This window comes from Bacillus sp. NMCC4 (assembly GCF_002998555.1).
Classification (GTDB): Bacteria; Bacillota; Bacilli; order Bacillales; family Bacillaceae; genus Bacillus.
Genome location: NZ_PVRA01000001.1, coordinates 619,985 through 635,942, shown reverse-complemented (window position 1 = coordinate 635,942; position 15,958 = coordinate 619,985). Strand labels below are relative to the sequence as shown.

The 15,958-nt window shown below is 42.6% G+C and carries 19 protein-coding genes; 13 read left to right on the top strand and 6 right to left on the bottom strand.

Annotation, left to right across the window (positions count from 1 at the left end; genetic code table 11):
* Positions 1 to 110: 110 nt before the first annotated feature.
* The 7 genes from C6Y02_RS03325 to C6Y02_RS03295 all read left to right on the top strand — a co-directional run bounded on the left by C6Y02_RS03325 (position 111) and on the right by C6Y02_RS03295 (position 6,177).
* Complete coding sequence (locus C6Y02_RS03325; RefSeq protein ID WP_066031569.1) at positions 111 to 389, top strand: hypothetical protein; 279 nt, start codon at positions 111 to 113, stop codon at positions 387 to 389.
* Positions 390 to 441: 52 nt separating this feature from the next.
* Positions 442 to 1,275, top strand: coding sequence for a PRD domain-containing protein (locus C6Y02_RS03320; RefSeq protein ID WP_066031570.1), 834 nt, complete (start codon positions 442 to 444; stop codon positions 1,273 to 1,275).
* Between the two features lie 253 nt (positions 1,276 to 1,528).
* Positions 1,529 to 2,917, top strand: coding sequence for a sucrose-specific PTS transporter subunit IIBC (locus C6Y02_RS03315; protein ID WP_106030643.1), 1,389 nt, complete (start codon positions 1,529 to 1,531; stop codon positions 2,915 to 2,917).
* Between the two features lie 19 nt (positions 2,918 to 2,936).
* Positions 2,937 to 4,394, top strand: coding sequence for a sucrose-6-phosphate hydrolase (locus C6Y02_RS03310; RefSeq protein ID WP_106030642.1), 1,458 nt, complete (start codon positions 2,937 to 2,939; stop codon positions 4,392 to 4,394).
* A gap of 187 nt (positions 4,395 to 4,581) precedes the next feature.
* Positions 4,582 to 4,836, top strand: coding sequence for a hypothetical protein (locus tag C6Y02_RS03305; protein WP_008359596.1), 255 nt, complete (start codon positions 4,582 to 4,584; stop codon positions 4,834 to 4,836).
* A gap of 248 nt (positions 4,837 to 5,084) precedes the next feature.
* Positions 5,085 to 5,675 carry a hypothetical protein gene (locus tag C6Y02_RS03300; RefSeq protein ID WP_106030641.1) on the top strand — a complete coding sequence of 197 codons (591 nt, stop codon included), beginning with the start codon at positions 5,085 to 5,087 and terminating at the stop codon, positions 5,673 to 5,675.
* 19 nt (positions 5,676 to 5,694) lie between these two features.
* Positions 5,695 to 6,177 (top strand): hypothetical protein, encoded by a 483-nt coding sequence (locus tag C6Y02_RS03295; RefSeq protein WP_106030640.1) that lies wholly within the window; start codon positions 5,695 to 5,697, stop codon positions 6,175 to 6,177.
* Between the two features lie 49 nt (positions 6,178 to 6,226).
* Here the strand turns inward: C6Y02_RS03295 and C6Y02_RS03290 are convergent, their stop codons facing one another.
* Both C6Y02_RS03290 and C6Y02_RS03285 read right to left on the bottom strand, forming a co-directional pair.
* Complete coding sequence (locus C6Y02_RS03290; protein WP_034660396.1) at positions 6,227 to 7,036, bottom strand: bifunctional hydroxymethylpyrimidine kinase/phosphomethylpyrimidine kinase; 810 nt, start codon at positions 7,034 to 7,036, stop codon at positions 6,227 to 6,229.
* 126 nt (positions 7,037 to 7,162) lie between these two features.
* On the bottom strand, positions 7,163 to 7,468 hold the full coding sequence (locus C6Y02_RS03285) for a YflT domain-containing protein (RefSeq protein ID WP_003214888.1): 306 nt from the start codon (positions 7,466 to 7,468) through the stop codon (positions 7,163 to 7,165).
* Between the two features lie 128 nt (positions 7,469 to 7,596).
* Here C6Y02_RS03285 and C6Y02_RS03280 point away from each other — a divergent pair, with 128 nt between their 5' ends.
* Together C6Y02_RS03280 and C6Y02_RS03275 are read left to right on the top strand one after the other, a co-directional pair.
* Positions 7,597 to 8,424: a glycosyltransferase family 2 protein gene (locus tag C6Y02_RS03280; protein ID WP_066031574.1), complete on the top strand. Its 828-nt coding sequence runs from the start codon at positions 7,597 to 7,599 to the stop codon at positions 8,422 to 8,424.
* Complete coding sequence (locus C6Y02_RS03275) at positions 8,421 to 9,101, top strand: uracil-DNA glycosylase (protein ID WP_034660393.1); 681 nt, start codon at positions 8,421 to 8,423, stop codon at positions 9,099 to 9,101. The genes C6Y02_RS03280 and C6Y02_RS03275 overlap by 4 nt, the downstream gene beginning before the upstream one ends.
* Before the next feature lie 33 nt (positions 9,102 to 9,134).
* Here the strand turns inward: C6Y02_RS03275 and C6Y02_RS03270 are convergent, their stop codons facing one another.
* Positions 9,135 to 10,493 carry an aldehyde dehydrogenase gene (locus C6Y02_RS03270; protein ID WP_106030639.1) on the bottom strand — a complete coding sequence of 453 codons (1,359 nt, stop codon included), beginning with the start codon at positions 10,491 to 10,493 and terminating at the stop codon, positions 9,135 to 9,137.
* A gap of 170 nt (positions 10,494 to 10,663) precedes the next feature.
* On the opposite strand from C6Y02_RS03270, the gene C6Y02_RS03265 reads away from it, so the two are divergent.
* The 3 genes from C6Y02_RS03265 (at position 10,664) to C6Y02_RS03255 (ending at position 12,779) form a co-directional block, all read left to right on the top strand.
* Positions 10,664 to 10,996 (top strand): YwdI family protein, encoded by a 333-nt coding sequence (locus C6Y02_RS03265; RefSeq protein ID WP_034660391.1) that lies wholly within the window; start codon positions 10,664 to 10,666, stop codon positions 10,994 to 10,996.
* Between the two features lie 33 nt (positions 10,997 to 11,029).
* Complete coding sequence (locus C6Y02_RS03260) at positions 11,030 to 12,337, top strand: purine/pyrimidine permease (RefSeq protein WP_106030638.1); 1,308 nt, start codon at positions 11,030 to 11,032, stop codon at positions 12,335 to 12,337.
* Between the two features lie 70 nt (positions 12,338 to 12,407).
* Complete coding sequence (locus tag C6Y02_RS03255) at positions 12,408 to 12,779, top strand: DUF423 domain-containing protein (RefSeq protein ID WP_060597537.1); 372 nt, start codon at positions 12,408 to 12,410, stop codon at positions 12,777 to 12,779.
* A gap of 41 nt (positions 12,780 to 12,820) precedes the next feature.
* Here C6Y02_RS03255 and C6Y02_RS03250 read toward each other — a convergent pair whose 3' ends face one another.
* The 3 genes from C6Y02_RS03250 to C6Y02_RS03240 form a co-directional block, all read right to left on the bottom strand.
* A complete protein-coding gene (locus C6Y02_RS03250; protein ID WP_106030637.1) occupies positions 12,821 to 13,438 on the bottom strand; it encodes a cupin domain-containing protein in 618 nt (205 codons plus the stop codon).
* A gap of 130 nt (positions 13,439 to 13,568) precedes the next feature.
* Positions 13,569 to 14,111 carry a spore coat protein GerQ gene (gene gerQ / locus C6Y02_RS03245; protein ID WP_034660388.1) on the bottom strand — a complete coding sequence of 181 codons (543 nt, stop codon included), beginning with the start codon at positions 14,109 to 14,111 and terminating at the stop codon, positions 13,569 to 13,571.
* Between the two features lie 223 nt (positions 14,112 to 14,334).
* Entirely contained in the window at positions 14,335 to 15,009 is a 675-nt protein-coding gene (locus C6Y02_RS03240; protein ID WP_106030636.1) for a YIP1 family protein, read from the bottom strand.
* 175 nt (positions 15,010 to 15,184) lie between these two features.
* Between C6Y02_RS03240 and C6Y02_RS03235 the strand changes: the two genes are divergently transcribed.
* Complete coding sequence (locus C6Y02_RS03235) at positions 15,185 to 15,955, top strand: glycosyltransferase family 2 protein (RefSeq protein WP_066031799.1); 771 nt, start codon at positions 15,185 to 15,187, stop codon at positions 15,953 to 15,955.
* Positions 15,956 to 15,958: the final 3 nt, after the last annotated feature.

Sequence of the window (15,958 nt, the reverse complement as noted above, 5' to 3'; positions counted from 1 at the left end):
GTTTGTTTTTTCACCCAGATTGTGACAAACCTCTCTTTTTTCTCGGGATATGATAGGAGCAGTTGTTTTGCTAGAACTGCTAGATTCTAAGAAAAGCGGAGGGATGTTCAGTGAGGAAATTCAAAAACTGGTTGAGTGTATGGTTTGGTTTCATGATGAATGTGCTTGTGAATCCTAGTGTGATGATGAAGCAGCAACGTTTTCAGGCGGCCGCGGTGGATGATCGTTTCTTTCAAGTCGTGAAAGAGAGAGAGCTAGAGAAGCTGGCAGAAGAAAAGAAGAAGAAGCGCAGGTCAGAGAGAGCGTTTAAGCAAAGTCTGATGATGCTTGATGAGAAGACGGCGAGAGAGGCGCGTGCTGGTCCGCTCTTACCTTTACATGGGAGATGAAACAGGGTAAAATCCCACATAAGAAACGTTATCTGGTGGGAGAGGATACCCCTTGAAGATATATAAGATATTGAATAACAATGCAGTGATTGTAAAGGAAGGTGATCAGGAGAAAATTGTGATGGGGCCTGGAATTGCTTTTCAGAAGGGGAAAAATGACGTCGTTCCCGTTCAAAAAATAGAGAAAATCTTTGTTGTGCGTGAAGAAAATGAGAAATTCAAACAAATTCTTGCGACATTGCCAGAAGCGCATATTGAGGTGGCAGAGCATATCATCAGTTATGCAGAGGGTGAACTGATGATGCCGCTTAGTGATCATATTCATATATCACTGACTGACCATTTATCCTTTGCCATTGAGCGCATTCAAAAGGGCATTGTGCTATATAATAAATTGCTTGGTGAGATCAAAGTCTTATATAAGCAGGAATATGATATTGGAAAGTATGCCATTCGTTATGTAAAGGATCGGCTTGGGGTTGAACTGCCGGACGATGAGGCAGGATATGTGGCACTCCATATTCATACGGCCAAAATGAATACGGAGTCTATGAAAAAGACCGTGAAATATACAACGATGATCAAAGAAATGATCGAGCATATAGAAAGCTATTTTCAGCATTCAATTGATGAGGATAGTATTTCCTATCAGCGGCTTGTGACACATTTGAGGTATGCATTAGGCAGGTTGGAATCAAATGAGGCATTTCAAATCATGGACGATGACATGCTGAGTTTTATCCAAACAAAGTATGATTTGGCTTACCGGTGTGCACGTGGACTCGCTGATTTGTTGAAAAATGAATATGAACTTCATCTCCCTGAATCGGAGATCGGCTACATCACGCTGCATGTCCAGCGTCTGCAGGATGCCGAATTGGTTTAGTGGTTGTGCCTGCATGCAGGCTTTTTTTTATGCACACTACTCTTATTAGTGTATATGGGTCAATTGATTCGAAAAAAGAGGTTGACGCACGTCTCTCTCTTATACTATGATGAAAGCGTAATCAAAATTTGATATCGTGGGATTGTGACTGCCAGGCAGGCAAGACCTAAAATTTGCGTAACGAGGGGACGTGTATGTCCTTTTATCGTTGGTGAATTTTAGGTCTTTTTTGCTTTAAAAAGGAGGAGACAACATGGATTATCAAAAAACAGCCAAAGAATTAACAAAACGATTAGGCGGCAAAGAAAATGTCATCAGTGCCACGCATTGTGCAACAAGACTCAGATTGGTGATAAAAGATGAGGAACTGATTGACAAAGAAGCCATTGAGGAACTTGAAGGGGTGAAGGGGGCTTTCTCAAGCTCGGGACAATTCCAAATCATTTTTGGAACGGGGGCAGTCAACAAAGTATATGAACCATTTGCTCGTGAGACTGGTCTTGAGACAGGAGACGAGAAACAAAAGCCTGTCAGCCATGATGAAGCAGTGAAACAAAAAATGAATCCACTTGCACGTTTTGCAAAGACGTTATCAAATATTTTTGTACCGATCATTCCAGCAATTGTTGCAAGCGGTTTATTAATGGGCCTATTAGGCATGATGAAAGCCTTCAAATGGGCTGACCCAAGCTCTGCGATCTTCCAAATGCTTGATATGTTCTCAAGTGCAGCCTTTATCATTTTGCCGATTTTAATTGGGGTCAGTGCAGCGAAAGAGTTTGGTGGAAATCCGTATTTAGGAGCCGTTATTGGGGGGATTATGATTCACCCGAACCTGCTCAACCCGTGGGGGCTGACGGATGCGAAACCAGAGTATATGCATTTATTCAATTTTGATATTGCTCTTCTTGGTTACCAAGGAACAGTCATTCCAGTCTTATTGACTGTGTACATCATGTGTCTTGTTGAAAAGAATTTAAGAAAAGTGGTTCCGAACAGTATTGATTTACTTGTGACCCCGTTTGTGACGGTGATTGTGACTGGATTTGTGACGTTTATTGCAGTTGGACCGCTTGGAAGAATGCTCGGTACTGGAATTTCGAATGCATTGACATTTATTTATGATCATGCAGGCTTCTTAGCAGGACTCATTTTCGGAGGAGCCTACTCTCTCATTGTGCTCACAGGGGTTCATCATAGCTTCCATGCGATTGAAGCAGGACTGCTGAATGATATTGGGCGTAACTATTTGCTGCCAATTTGGGCCATGTCCAACGTAGCTCAAGGCGGGGCGGGATTGGCTGTCTTTTTCTTAGCGAAACGCGCGAAAACAAAAGAAATCGCACTTCCTGCAGCTTTCTCAGCTTTCCTAGGTATTACCGAGCCTGTCATATTCGGTGTCAACCTCCGCTATCGTAAGCCGTTTATTGCCGCGATGATCGGAGGCGCATTAGGCGGGGCATTTGTTGTCTTCACGAAGGTTGCAGCCAACGCCTATGGTTTAACGGGTATTCCGATGATTGCGATTGCCGCGCCATACGGTGTGCAGAATGTGGTGAATTATGTGATTGGTATGTTAATCGCTGTTGCTGTTTCATTTACTCTCACCATCATCTTTAAAGTAAAAGAAGTAGAAAAATAATCAAGGAGTGGTCACAGTCATGACAACAACTGACGCAGCACTTCGTCAAAAGGTAGCAGACCGTATTCGAAACTATGAGCATTTGGTGAAAAAAGATGTGTACCGTCAGCATTTTCATTTAATGCCGCCAGTTGGTCTTTTAAATGACCCGAATGGGTTGATTCAGTGGAAAGGGGTTTACCACGTTTTTTATCAGTGGCAGCCATTCAAAACGGGACACGGCGCAAAATTTTGGGGCCATTACACATCGACAGATCTAGTGAATTGGCAGCACGAGGAAGCCGCCCTTGCCCCAAGTGATTGGTTTGATCAAAACGGCTGTTATTCTGGCAGCGCAGTCATTGACGATGGACAGATGTATGTGATGTACACTGGAAACGTTCGCGATGAACAAGGAAACCGTGAGACATATCAATGTTTAGCTGTTTCAGAAGATGGCATTCATTTTCAGAAAAAAGGTGTCGTGGCGACGCTGCCAGAAGGATTCACCGCCCATTTTCGTGATCCGAAAGTATGGAAGCGAAATGGCCAGTGGTACATGGTTCTTGGTGCACAAAGCCTGGACCTGAAAGGGAATCTCGTCTTGTTTACCTCTGATACTTTAGACAATTGGACGTTTCAAGGCATGATTGCTGGCAGTGGAAAAAATGGATTAGAGGATTTCGGTTATATGTGGGAATGTCCAGATCTATTTGAATTAGATGGCCGGGAAGTATTGATTGTGTCGCCGCAAGGGTTAAAGTCGGATGGCTTAAAATATCATAATACACATCAATCAGGCTATTTTGTTGGGAGATTGGATGATCATACCTATCAATATACGCACGGAGCGTTTGAGGAGCTGGACCGCGGCTTTGACTTCTATGCGCAGCAAACCTTTCTAGACGAATCAGGCAGACGTCTTTTAATCGGATGGATGGGGGTGCCTGATCAAGGAGAAGAGCATCATCCAACGATTTCGTATCAATGGATACACTGCCTCACGATCCCGAGAGAGCTGCGTTTAGATGATAACGGACATCTGATTCAAAAACCAGTCACTGAGCTCCAGGCGATGAGAACCAATGAACAAGAGAATGTTTTTCATATCAAACGCTCCGTCCAATCGATTCCTGTAGATGATATTACAAGCGCAGAGGTATTCATTGATCAAATTGACACACAAAAAGGGTTTGAATGCTGTATTCGAGCGGCAGCCCGTATCATTTATGATAAAGATGAAGGCAAATTAACATTAGAGCGAGATCGATTTGAAGATCGAACAAAAGAAGTTCGAGAAGTGGCAATAGAGGAATTACACGACCTTCACATCTTTATCGATGCATCGTCGATTGAGATTTTTGTAAACGGAGGCCGAGAAGTATTTACTGCACGTTACTTTCCTTCCCCGGGAAATAAATCAATCTCGATCAGTGGCAGAAATGAAACAAAGCTGAAACTGAAAACATGGCATTTACAAAGAAAAGCAGATCAATGATCTGCTTTTTCTAGTGAAATCCGCCTGTATCTTAGAACCTATAACGTGTATATACAAGGGTGGTCTGAAGCGGTTTGATGACGTTTTACATATATGATAACAAGTGGAATTATGGTATCATTTTAAAATATATACAGCTGAGGCTGACGTTTATCCAAATGCGGAAGGACAAAAAGGGGTTGTTTACTTGAATTCAAAACAGCAGCCGACGACTAGAAAACGCTTGGAGACAATGGCAGATCATGTTGAAGATAAACGTGAAGAATATAAAGAATTGCTCATTCAAGTCCAATCTATTCTCGGTGAACCTTCTCTAGAGCAGGAAGAATTAAAAGAGAAGCTGTCAGATACGTATAAACAAATGAAAGAATATGCCTTATTTGTTGAATCCATTGAAGCCTTTATTCGAAAAATGGCGAAAGAATCTGATCAGCAAAAGTAACGAAATGTGATGTTTTGTTTCATTTTTATTTAAGTTATAGTGTGGAAAAAAATTATTTATAACTATCTTAGCCTGTGATTTATCATTAAGATTTTTCATTTTAGTTAGAAAAGAGAGAGAAAGCCCAATTCATAAAATTATATGATTTGGGCTTTTTTTACGAATATGTTAAAATTAATATTTACCTAAAATGGTAGGGAATAATTTGTAGTTTTGTTTTTCACTATTTTAAGAAAGAGGTAGTATTAATGAGAAAAAAAATAGCTGTCGTTCTTTTGTTTACTTTAATGATTTCTTTATTTGCACCTTCTGTTTATCTTAAAGAAAATGATGACTACTCGATGCCGCCATCAAAAATGGCTTTAGTTCTCGGTCAAGAAAATAGTCATTTGGAAATTGGCTATAAAGAAACTGACGCATTTTGGGTGTTAGTCGGTCGTTTAGTATTGCAAGGTGGCTCTAAATTAATTAAAGTAGGAACGAAAACGTTTAAAAAAGCACCTAAGTCAAAAGTTGTAAATAGTTTGAAAAATTATAAAGGTGCTACATATAAAGCAGGATCAAAAACGTATAAGATAACGAAGAGTGATATGAAGCATATGTTAGAAAGGCATCATCCTAAGTATTGGAATGGAACATCTAAAAAGACCCAAACTTTTTTTGATAGTCGACTTTCTGTTAAGGATATAGAACGTATAGCAATTAATGTGGCAAAACAAAATAGAACGAAGTTATCAAAAATAAAAGTTTCAGGACAAGTAGAAGGTAAAGTAGATGGAGTGAAATATGTCCTAGGCGTTTCTAATGGTCATATGCGTCAGTTATATCCTAAATCTTAATGTTAAAGGAGATTATAAGGTGAAAATTAAAACATATATTTATATAGAAAATGAAGAGAGATATGTATCAATTCGTGACATTGAGAGTATCAAGAAATTCGTTGCTAAGAAAGAAGATTTTATGGAACAAGGGTTTACTAATTTAGAAGGGACAATCACGTTCGATCATGGAAAAAAAGGAAGAATTGAGGATTTTGAAAATCCTGATTACATAGAAGAGTTGTGGCATTATTACACAAATATTTTTGAGGAATATGTGGAAGGAGGGTATGGAAAAATATATTATCCGAGTGTTCCATTAGAGATACAGTTAGAAAAAAAATCTGATCATGAAGTGATGTTATCGCTTGAAAATCAAATTTTGATTGCCGATTATAAAGAATTTGTGCGTCATTTCATTGATTCTGGTCGTGAGTTCATTCGCTTTCTAGAAAACATTGCACCACAGGTAGATCATTCTGGTTTCACCAATCAATTGAACGATCTAGAGAAAACATGTTAAAAACAAAACCCGATTCGCCCATTAACAAGGCGAATCGGGTTTTTCTGTTCTATTTGTCAACACGATGAGCAGAATGCTTTGTTGGTCCGATGTATTCGTTTAGCTGGAAAGAGCCTTTGATGGCAGCTGTGATGAATTCTTTTGCTGCATAAATGGCTTCTTTCACGTCTGAGCCGTTTGCTAGTTCAGCTGTGACTGCTGCTGAGAATGTGCAGCCTGCGCCGTGTGTGTATTCTGTGTCGATCTTATCTGTTTCAAGGCGTTCGAAGGTTTGTCCATCATAAAGCAAATCGATCGCTTTATCTTGGCTTAGCTTACCGCCTCCCGTGATGACCACATACTTGGCACCAAGTTCGTGAATGCGTTTTGCCGCTTCTTCCATTTGTTCAATCGTTTTGATCTCACCGATTCCGCTTAATTGACCTGCTTCGAAAAGGTTAGGCGTGATGACGGTTGCCAGTGGTGTGAGTTTTTCGCGCAGTGCTTCAGCGTGCTCTGGGTAAAGGACTTCGTTCGCACCCTTACAAACCATAACAGGATCAATGACGACATTTTTTAGGTCGTATGTTTTGATGGTGTCAGCTGCAAGTTCGATCACGTCGACCGTTGGGAGCATACCCGTTTTCAGTGCATCTACCCCAATGCCTTCTACAATGGTAGAGAGCTGCGCACGAATCGTCGCCGTATCAATTGGAAACACCTGATGATCCCAATGGTTATGAGGGTCCATTGCAACGACAACGGTTAAAGCTGTCATCCCGTAGACGTTTTTTTCTTGAAACGTTTTTAAATCTGCTTGGATACCTGCACCGCCGCTTGAATCCGACCCTGCGATGGTGAGTGCTTTATTCATAGACATAGTTGCTGAACCTCCAATGTGATGTGTAACAGTTACTGTTCTATCCCTTATTATAATCAGCTTTTCCATTTATCACAATGAAACGACATAAAAAAGCGTTCCACCCTAGGAGGAACGCCTTTCTCCTTACCTTTTACAAATCACCAATTTTCCTTTTTTCAGTTCGTCTAAAAGTGTTAAGGCTAATTCCTGATCCGCGCCAACCGACATCATTTTGGCCATGAGCTCGTCATCCCGGGTGCGGATGACATTGGCGATTTGATCTAAAATCCCTTGATCGACCGCTGTCATGCTTTTGGCATTCGTATGCTCTGTGACGGTATCAGAGCGTTCTGGATCGTACGCAAAAACGAAAATATCATCCTTTGCTGAACGTATTTGTTCAATGGTCTGTTTGGCTTCTTTGCTATTTTCTACTGTGAAGTATTCCATCGTGATCACTCCTTTCCATCAAAAATTCCCATTTTCCCGTCACATCAAACCGCCTTTTATATCATGAGAAGAACGTCATTTTATGTTTTAATGGAAAAAGACGAATCTATTAAAGGAGTAAGCTGAATATGAAGATTTCCTTATTAATTGTGACACATAACCGGCTCAGCGCACTGTGTGAGCTGCTTGAATCCATTACGAGACAAACTGTACAGCCTTTTGAAATTGTGGTCGTGAATGATGCAGGAGAGCGAGTCGACATCATCCAGGAACTCTACTCTGAACTTCCGATCCGCTTGATCCATTTAGATGAGAATGTCCAGCATGTGAATGCTAGAAACGTGGGGGTGCGGGAGCTGACAGGCGATGTCATCATGCTGAGTGACGACGATGATTACTTTACACCTTGTCATATTGAACGTATGAGTAAGGCGCTGGAGGACGCCGATTTTGTCTTTTCTGATGCAGAAATTGTGTCATTTGAAGAAAAAGGCGCGACCCGCTTCCCGGTGTCGAGACGTTTATTTGCTTATACAGCAGCTATTGAGGATATGCGTGTTTTTTCTACCTATGTTCCTTCCGGCAGTATGTACAAACGCTGTATACACGATGAGATTGGCTACTTTGATCCAGCGATGCATCATTATTGGGACTGGGACTTCTTTTTGCGTGTATCACAGCATGCTCGTGTCAAACGAGTGCCAGCTGCCAGCGTGATCTATGCGTTTTTTGACGGCGGTGGGAATCAGTCTAGTGATCTTGGTGAAACAAGAAAGAACTACTTAGATGATCTAAGTGAAAAGCATGAGCTGGGTGACCTGCCGACAGCTAACTTTGCTGTCTTATTAGAAGAACCAGCGATGAAAAAACGAGAATCAGAGAGTGAGATTGTGTGGGATGGAAAACCGATGATCTCCAGACTAACGCAGCAGATAGAAGGAGGAAAACCCCAATGAAGCCATTTTTAAATGATAGCTGGTGGGCTGTGATGAAAAGTGAATTTGAACAGCCGTATTATCAGGAATTACGTGAATGGATGAAGGAAGAATATCGCACGCAGACCGTTTTTCCGAAACCGGATGACGTTTATCGTGCGCTTCATTTGACGTCTTATGAAGAGGTCAAAGTGGTGATTTTGGGACAAGACCCTTATCATGGCCCAGGTCAGGCACATGGATTAAGCTTTTCTGTTCAGCCTGGCGTGAAGCATCCGCCATCATTGAGAAATATTTTTCAGGAGCTAAAGGATGATCTTGGCTGTCCTGTTCCAAATCATGGCTCACTTGTGAGCTGGGCAGAGCAGGGTGTGCTGCTCTTAAACACTGTGCTGACCGTGAGAAAGGGCGAGGCGAACTCGCATAAAGGCAAGGGCTGGGAACGTGTGACAGACCGTGTCATTGATGTGCTGAATGAACGTGATCAGCCCGTCGTTTTTGTGTTATGGGGAAGACATGCTCAAAATAAGAAAGAACGCATTGATCAAAACAAGCATTACATCATTGAGTCACCTCATCCAAGTCCTTTTTCTGCAAGAAACGGCTTTTTTGGCAGTCGTCCGTTTTCAAAGGTAAACGCGTATTTAAAGCAAATGGGGATCGAAGAAATCAACTGGTGTATCCAAGGTATTGAGTGAAAAGAGGACGAGGGGAGAGCCCCTTCGTCCTGTTTATTTTAAAAATTTTCGAACCAAGTCGAGTCCGTTTTTCGCATTTGGATAACGGAAGGAAAAATCGAAGCGATTGGTTTGGCGCAGGACGCTTTTTTCATGTGTAAAAGTAAAGAAGCTTTCTTTCCCGTGATATCGTCCCATGCCGCTTTCGCCCACGCCTCCGAATGGCAGGTAAGGAGTAGCGACATGCATGAGCGTGTCATTGATACATCCTCCGCCAAATGAGAGATGGTCTAGGATATAGGATTCTGTTTCTTTACTTGTTGTAAATAAGTAAAGAGCAAGCGGCTTCGGCCTTGTTTTGATCATATGCGCTGCCTCATGCAGAGAATCAAAGGTCATGACAGGCAGAATCGGTCCGAAAATTTCCTCCTGCATGACGGGATCTTCCCATGTGATGTGGTCTAAAATGGTCGGAGCGATTTTGAGCTCGTGTTCATTGCGCTGTCCACCCGTGACAATCGTTCCATTTGAGAGGAATTGTGAGAGTCTGTCAAAATGACGCTGGCTGACATTTTTCCCAAAGTGCGGATGTGTTTCAGGGTGTTCACCATAAAAGTCCCGGATACAAGCTGTCATTTCCCGCAAAAGGACCTCTTTAATGGACTCATGAACGAGCAAATAGTCTGGCGCAATGCATGTTTGCCCTGCATTGGTGAATTTGCCGAAAGTGATTCGCTTCGCCGCTAGTTTGATGTCTGCATCAGGCATGACGATGCAAGGGCTTTTTCCGCCAAGCTCAAGTGTGACAGGTGTCAAATGCTTTGCGGCGGCTTCCATGACGATTTTGCCGACTGCCACACTTCCTGTAAAGAAGATATAATCAAAGGGCAGTTTCAGCAGCTCTGTACTGACATCTACACCGCCTTCTACGACAGCTGCATGGTCTTCTTGAAATACACGTTCCACCATTGCGCTGATTATTTGTGAGACTTGCGGCGTCAGCTCAGACGGTTTTAAGATGACGGCATTACCCGCAGCAATAGCTCCGACTAATGGAGAAAGAGCCAATTGGAAAGGATAGTTCCAAGGGGCAATGATGAGCACACTGCCGTAAGGTTCTTTGATGATCATGCTTTTCGATCCGATATGAGTCAGAGGTGTTCGCACGCGTGTTGGCTTTGCCCATTTGTGAAGATGCTTGATGGTATGATTGATTTCTTCATATACCATCCCAATCTCTGTTGTATAGGCTTCTTGTTCGGATTTATGTAAATCATGGGCTAAGGCTTGTAAAATATCCTTTTCATGCTGTTTGATTTCTGCTTTTAAGTCTTTAAGGAGGCGGATGCGTTCTTGAACCGGCGGCTTTTGAAAGACTTTTTGTTTCTGAAAAAGAGCAGTGAGTTTGTCCATTATTCAATCCTTTCATAGACGATTTTGTTCCTTTTATTATGTGTGAAGGGCTATGACGGGTCAAATAAGAGAGGCGGGAGCGCACTGCTTTGAAAAAATGAACCCATTTCGTTTGTTCATTTGGTAAAATAATGTTGAAAAGAGACTTTTTTAGATTGGAGGGTCTACCCTTGAATATTCATATATCAAGCCTGCTTCAAAAAATGGAGGAAGCGGTTCAAAAGGCGAAACAAAGTGGAAATGATGAAGAGGTGAAACGTCATGTGGCAGCGATTTCTTCACTATGTGAGGTCATTCTCGATGCACCATCACAGGTGCAAATGCCGCAGTCGCCGGTTATCTCTCCACCTTCTTCGATACAGACACCGTCTGCGCCGCCCGTATCCTCAGATCAAGCCATGCTTGAGAAACTGATGGGTGCGAGTGGTGCGAAGAAATTTCAGCATCAAGAAGAGGGGCAAAAAGAGAAGGATGGGAATGGCGACTCTATCTTTGATTTTTAATGGTCTTGTCACGACAAAGGGAAGGTGATCGGTTTGAAACTATTTTTGGGCGCCATTCAGTGGATGGCATTTTTTATCGCAGCTTCTATTGCCGTACCTATTGCGATTGCACAAGCGTTTGAATTGAACCAAGTGCAGTCAGCGGAGCTGATTCAAAGTACATTCTTTTCACTTGGTCTTGTGGCGATGGTGCAGTGTTTATGCGGCCATATGCTGCCGATCAATGAAAGTCCAGCAGGGCTTTGGTGGGGTGTGTATACCCTTTATGCAGGCATGACAGGAACAATTTTTGCGACGTATCCTGAAACCCTGCAAGCCTTACAGGGGGCTTTAATTTTTAGTGCCGCTTTCTTTTTTATTTTTAGTTTATTTAAAATCATTAATTGGCTCGCGTCTTTATTTACGCCAGTCGTCACAGGCATTTACTTGCTGCTGCTAGTTGTGCAGTTAAGTCAGCCGATCATGAAAGGGCTGATGGGCATCGGCTATCGAGGAAATCAGGTGGACGGGCTTGTCTTTTGCTTATCGATCTTGATTATTATCCTTACCTTCATGATCAGCCGCTCAAAATGGCAGTACTTAAGGCAGTTTTCTGTGTTATTTGCCCTTGCAGGAGGCTGGCTGTTATTCGCTCTACTCGGGTTGGCAAAGCCGGTTCGAATTCCAGAAAAAATCATCGAGTTTCCGAAGCTGTTCCCATTCGGCATGCCGGTCTTTGACAGTGGACTACTTGTCACGTCCTTTTTCATTACGATCTTACTCATTGTGAACATGCTGGCAAGTATTCGAATTGTGGAAAGTTCAGTGAAGGCATTTGGTGAACTGCGTGAGCGGAAGAGAGCTCGGCCGGCTGGTTTTGTCGCAGCATTTGGTCACTTACTGAGCGGATTGATCGGTGCCATTGCGCCTGTACCTATTTCCGGGGCAGCAGGATTTATACAGACAACGAAAATTCCATCGAGAAAGCCATTTTTCATAGGAAGTCTGCTCATTGTACTCATTAGTTTGTTCCCGCTGCTCATGAGCTTTTTCTCCGCACTGCCATCACCTGTGGGGCTTGCTGTAAACTTTGTGGTGTTCTCCTCGATGATTGGGATTGCGATGTCTGAGTTTGATCAGTATGAGAAAGAAGAAATTCCGCGGATTCGCTTTGTCCTAGGGATTGCCGTTTTAGCAGGTGTAGGGGCGATGTTTGTACCGCAGGGAGCCTTGAAAGGCATGCATCCTGTGCTCATTTCATTATTAAGCAATGGTCTTGTTCTAGGTACACTCATTGCGATCGCGGTCGATCAAGTCCTGTTACGAAAGAAAAAGAAATCCGACAATCTCGTGTCAACGTAAAGGGAAAGTTGAATGTCGTCTGTCACCCGCGCTATGATAAACATAATTGACGAGATAAGGAGAATGACGAATGAAACTATTTTTCATTTTAGGTGCGATTAATGCCATGCTAGCTGTTGGACTCGGAGCCTTCGGTGCGCACGGTCTGGAAGGGAAAATCCCTGAAAAGTATATAGACATATGGAACAAAGGGGTTCAATATCAGATGTTCCATGCGATTGGATTATTTATTGTCGCCTTTCTTGCAGATAAGCTGTCAGGTGTTTCTCTAGTTCCAACCGCTGGCTGGGTGATGCTTGCAGGTATCCTTTTCTTCTCAGGAAGCCTTTACGTGCTGGCATTGACACAGGTGAAGATTCTAGGTGCCATTACCCCAATTGGCGGAGTGGCGTTTATCGCTTCTTGGATCATGCTTGTCATTGCAGCAGCAAAAAATTTATAAGCCAAAAAACCGATGCTCTGAGAGGGGCATCGGTTTTTTTCTTAATTCCAGTAAGGGGCATAGTTTGGCGGTGCTTGATAATAAGGGATGTAGTGAGACGGAGGGACAGGATGCGTTTGTGCCTCCTCTTCTCTGTGGCAAAATGGTCCGATAAACACACTCGGCTTCACAGGCTGCGTCGCCTGCTTCCACTGTGTTTCGTTCATGCAATACGTATGTGCCATGATGTGAGGAGGGGTGAGGGTGAGAAGGTCTGAGCCTAGGATCACTTCTGGCGTAGATGAGTTAAAAATGGCTAACAAATGAGTTCTGTCTTGAAGGGCAACTTCGTAGTGCCACCAGCCTTGAGGTACGTTTGCCACCTGTCCAGGGGTGATGGTATAGGTGTGCAGTTTTTTTGTAAATGGATTCAGCATCGAGACGGCAGCAGAACCGGCTATACAATAAACAAGCTCTGCGGCATTTTGATGATAATGAGGCTCTACGACTTTGCTTTTACTCAAATATATATCCAGCAGGGATACTTGATCCAACGAGTTTAATTGTTTTTTTCCTAAAACATTAATCAGGTTATGCTGATCGTATTTCACAAGTGGGCTTTGATTCAGATCGTATGAATATTTAACATTCGGTGATGTATAATCCAGCTCAACAGTCATTGATGTCACCTCTAGGCGTTTGATAAAAACTACTAGGCATCTTATGACCAGCGCCCTAGAGGTGTGTCAAAAACCTAGTCAAAAAAAAGCAAGGGCGCCTGCTCCTTGCTTTTGCTATATGTGGCGTTATCTATCTCGGAGAATACGTGGACATGGAGTATGGATAGTCGTATTGAATTTCCCCATCAAATGTAATGTAATCAAGGTAGATCGTTAATAGTAAGTATCGTGTTCCTGTCTTGTTATCACTAATGATAATGTGGTCACGTCCTGCAGCTTCAATGACGCCTCTAAAAATCTTCGAGTTCCATTCCTTACTTGCCTCAAATGTCATATAAATCGTGGCTACCTTGCCGCGGTTCAATCGTAAAATATTTTCAATATAGGACTGCTCAATAGGCAGCTGTCCGGTGACATTCTGCTGATAAATCGGTCCAGAAGGAATTTGATATGGCTGCCCGCCGCCCTGCGTTCCTTGGCCTCCTTGTGAAGTGCCGGTAGATGGCATTGGCGAAAACCCCTGCTGCATTTGTCCTTGCATTTGACCCTGCGTTTGGGGAGGGACTGAATAACCCATCTGCTGCGCAGGATACGGATTTGCTCCATATTGCTGCTGGCGAAAATCTTGACCTTCGAAACCCGAACCTTGCCCAAATTGATTTTTCAATTTCATAACGTTCCTCCTCTTTCCTCATGGTGTTCTAAACAGAAGGCGCTTAAGCACCTGTTGTTTCCATAGCATTCTTTCTCTCTTTCACACTATGAGACAGGAGGGCAGAATATGTACATTGAACGAAAAAAAGGAACTGCTGTGCAGTTCCTTAGGCGTGGGCAAACCCTCGCGTTCTTTGTCAGGTCTGCGTTTCGTTGCTCACGAATATGATGCTCAACCTTCCTTACATCATCCAATTTACAGCGCGCTGGACACCAAATAAAAGTGTAATGATAAGAAAACATGCCGCAAGCGGTGTGATCACAATGAGAAAGGCTTGCCATAATCTGAGCTTCATCACAGCGACAATGCCTAAAACAGTCATTCCAAATATCCACGTCTTTGCATAAGCATCAATCAGTGTCAAAAGATCGAGATAATACCAAACTTCATAATGCTGATCTAAATAAGGTGAGATTTTGACAAACGTATACGGACCAAGCATTCCAATAGTGAAAATCCAACTGAGTGAAAATAAAGCGGAAGGGAAAAAGATCGTCAGCGTGCAGGCTTTGAGCACATCTCGATATGCTGTTTGACTGCCAGAAAAAAGATGCCCTAACCACTTTAGGATGAGTACACCGAAAAATAGAACCAGATTGCCTGCAAGAATACCATATCCCGCTCCTTGTAACAGAATAAAAGGGAACGGAATATGATTGCCCATATACTCGCTAAAATAACCTTCGTAGACCCAGCCTGTACCAGCGATACTTGCAAGGAGCATCATCAGCCAAATTGGAATAGAGGAATGTTGATATGAGCGAATAATCGTTTTTGTTGCGACGAAAATTTTAAAAAATCGAAAAAAACCTTTTGCTTCCTCTTCTTGGGAGTGATCATTCTTCATAGCTTCCAATGTTCTTTACTCCTTTAATACACATAAATGATTACTTATATTACCAAAAAGTTCGCGTTTTTCAAAGATAGATCAATAAAAAAATACAATTTTATAAAAAATAGGTCACTCTACAGTCTCTTTAAGAGGAGACACATATGATAAACATAGTTTGAAAGAGACCGAGGTGAAAACTTTGACAAAAGTAACTGTCATTATGACGAGCTACAACAAGGCGGCTTACGTCGGCAGATCGATTGAAGCGGTCTTGCAGCAGACGCTTTCAGACTTTGAACTATTTATCATGGATGATGGTTCAAACGAAAAAACCCTTGCTGCGATTGAGCCCTTTCGCAAAGATCCCCGTGTTCATTTTATCCAAAGCGGTGTCAAATCGCTGGAGGAGAGAACAGTGAAAACCCGATACGCCGTCCTGATTAATCAAGCATTAGAACTGGCAAAGGGCGAGTATATTTCCTATGCCACAGATGACAATGTCTATGCCCCGGACCGTTTAGAGAAGCTCACTCATTATCTAGATGCACGACCAGGTGAGGATATTGTCTATTCTGCATCGAAAGTAATCTATTTAAATAGCAAAAAAGAGCCAGTAAAGGAAACGATTCGACCTGCGCAAACGGTGCAATGGAATGCACCCTGTGCCATAGATCATTGCTCGGTCGTTCATCGTGCATCTATTTTATCAAAGATTCAAGCTGAATTTGGGTCTTACTGGGACGAGAGTCCGCATTTTTATCGAATAGGAGATGCCCGGTTCTTTTTTCGATTAAATCATTTTTATCCGTTCTATCCCTTTGATGAAGTTTTAGATACAAATTACATCACAGAACAGTCGATTCACTATCAGCTGGCAGAAGAAGAGAAAAGTGCCTTTATTCAAGCACTTCCTGAGCAGTCTACCTGCTGGGAGCTCCGCCACATATTAAAACAAAGACATGGGAGGTGACCT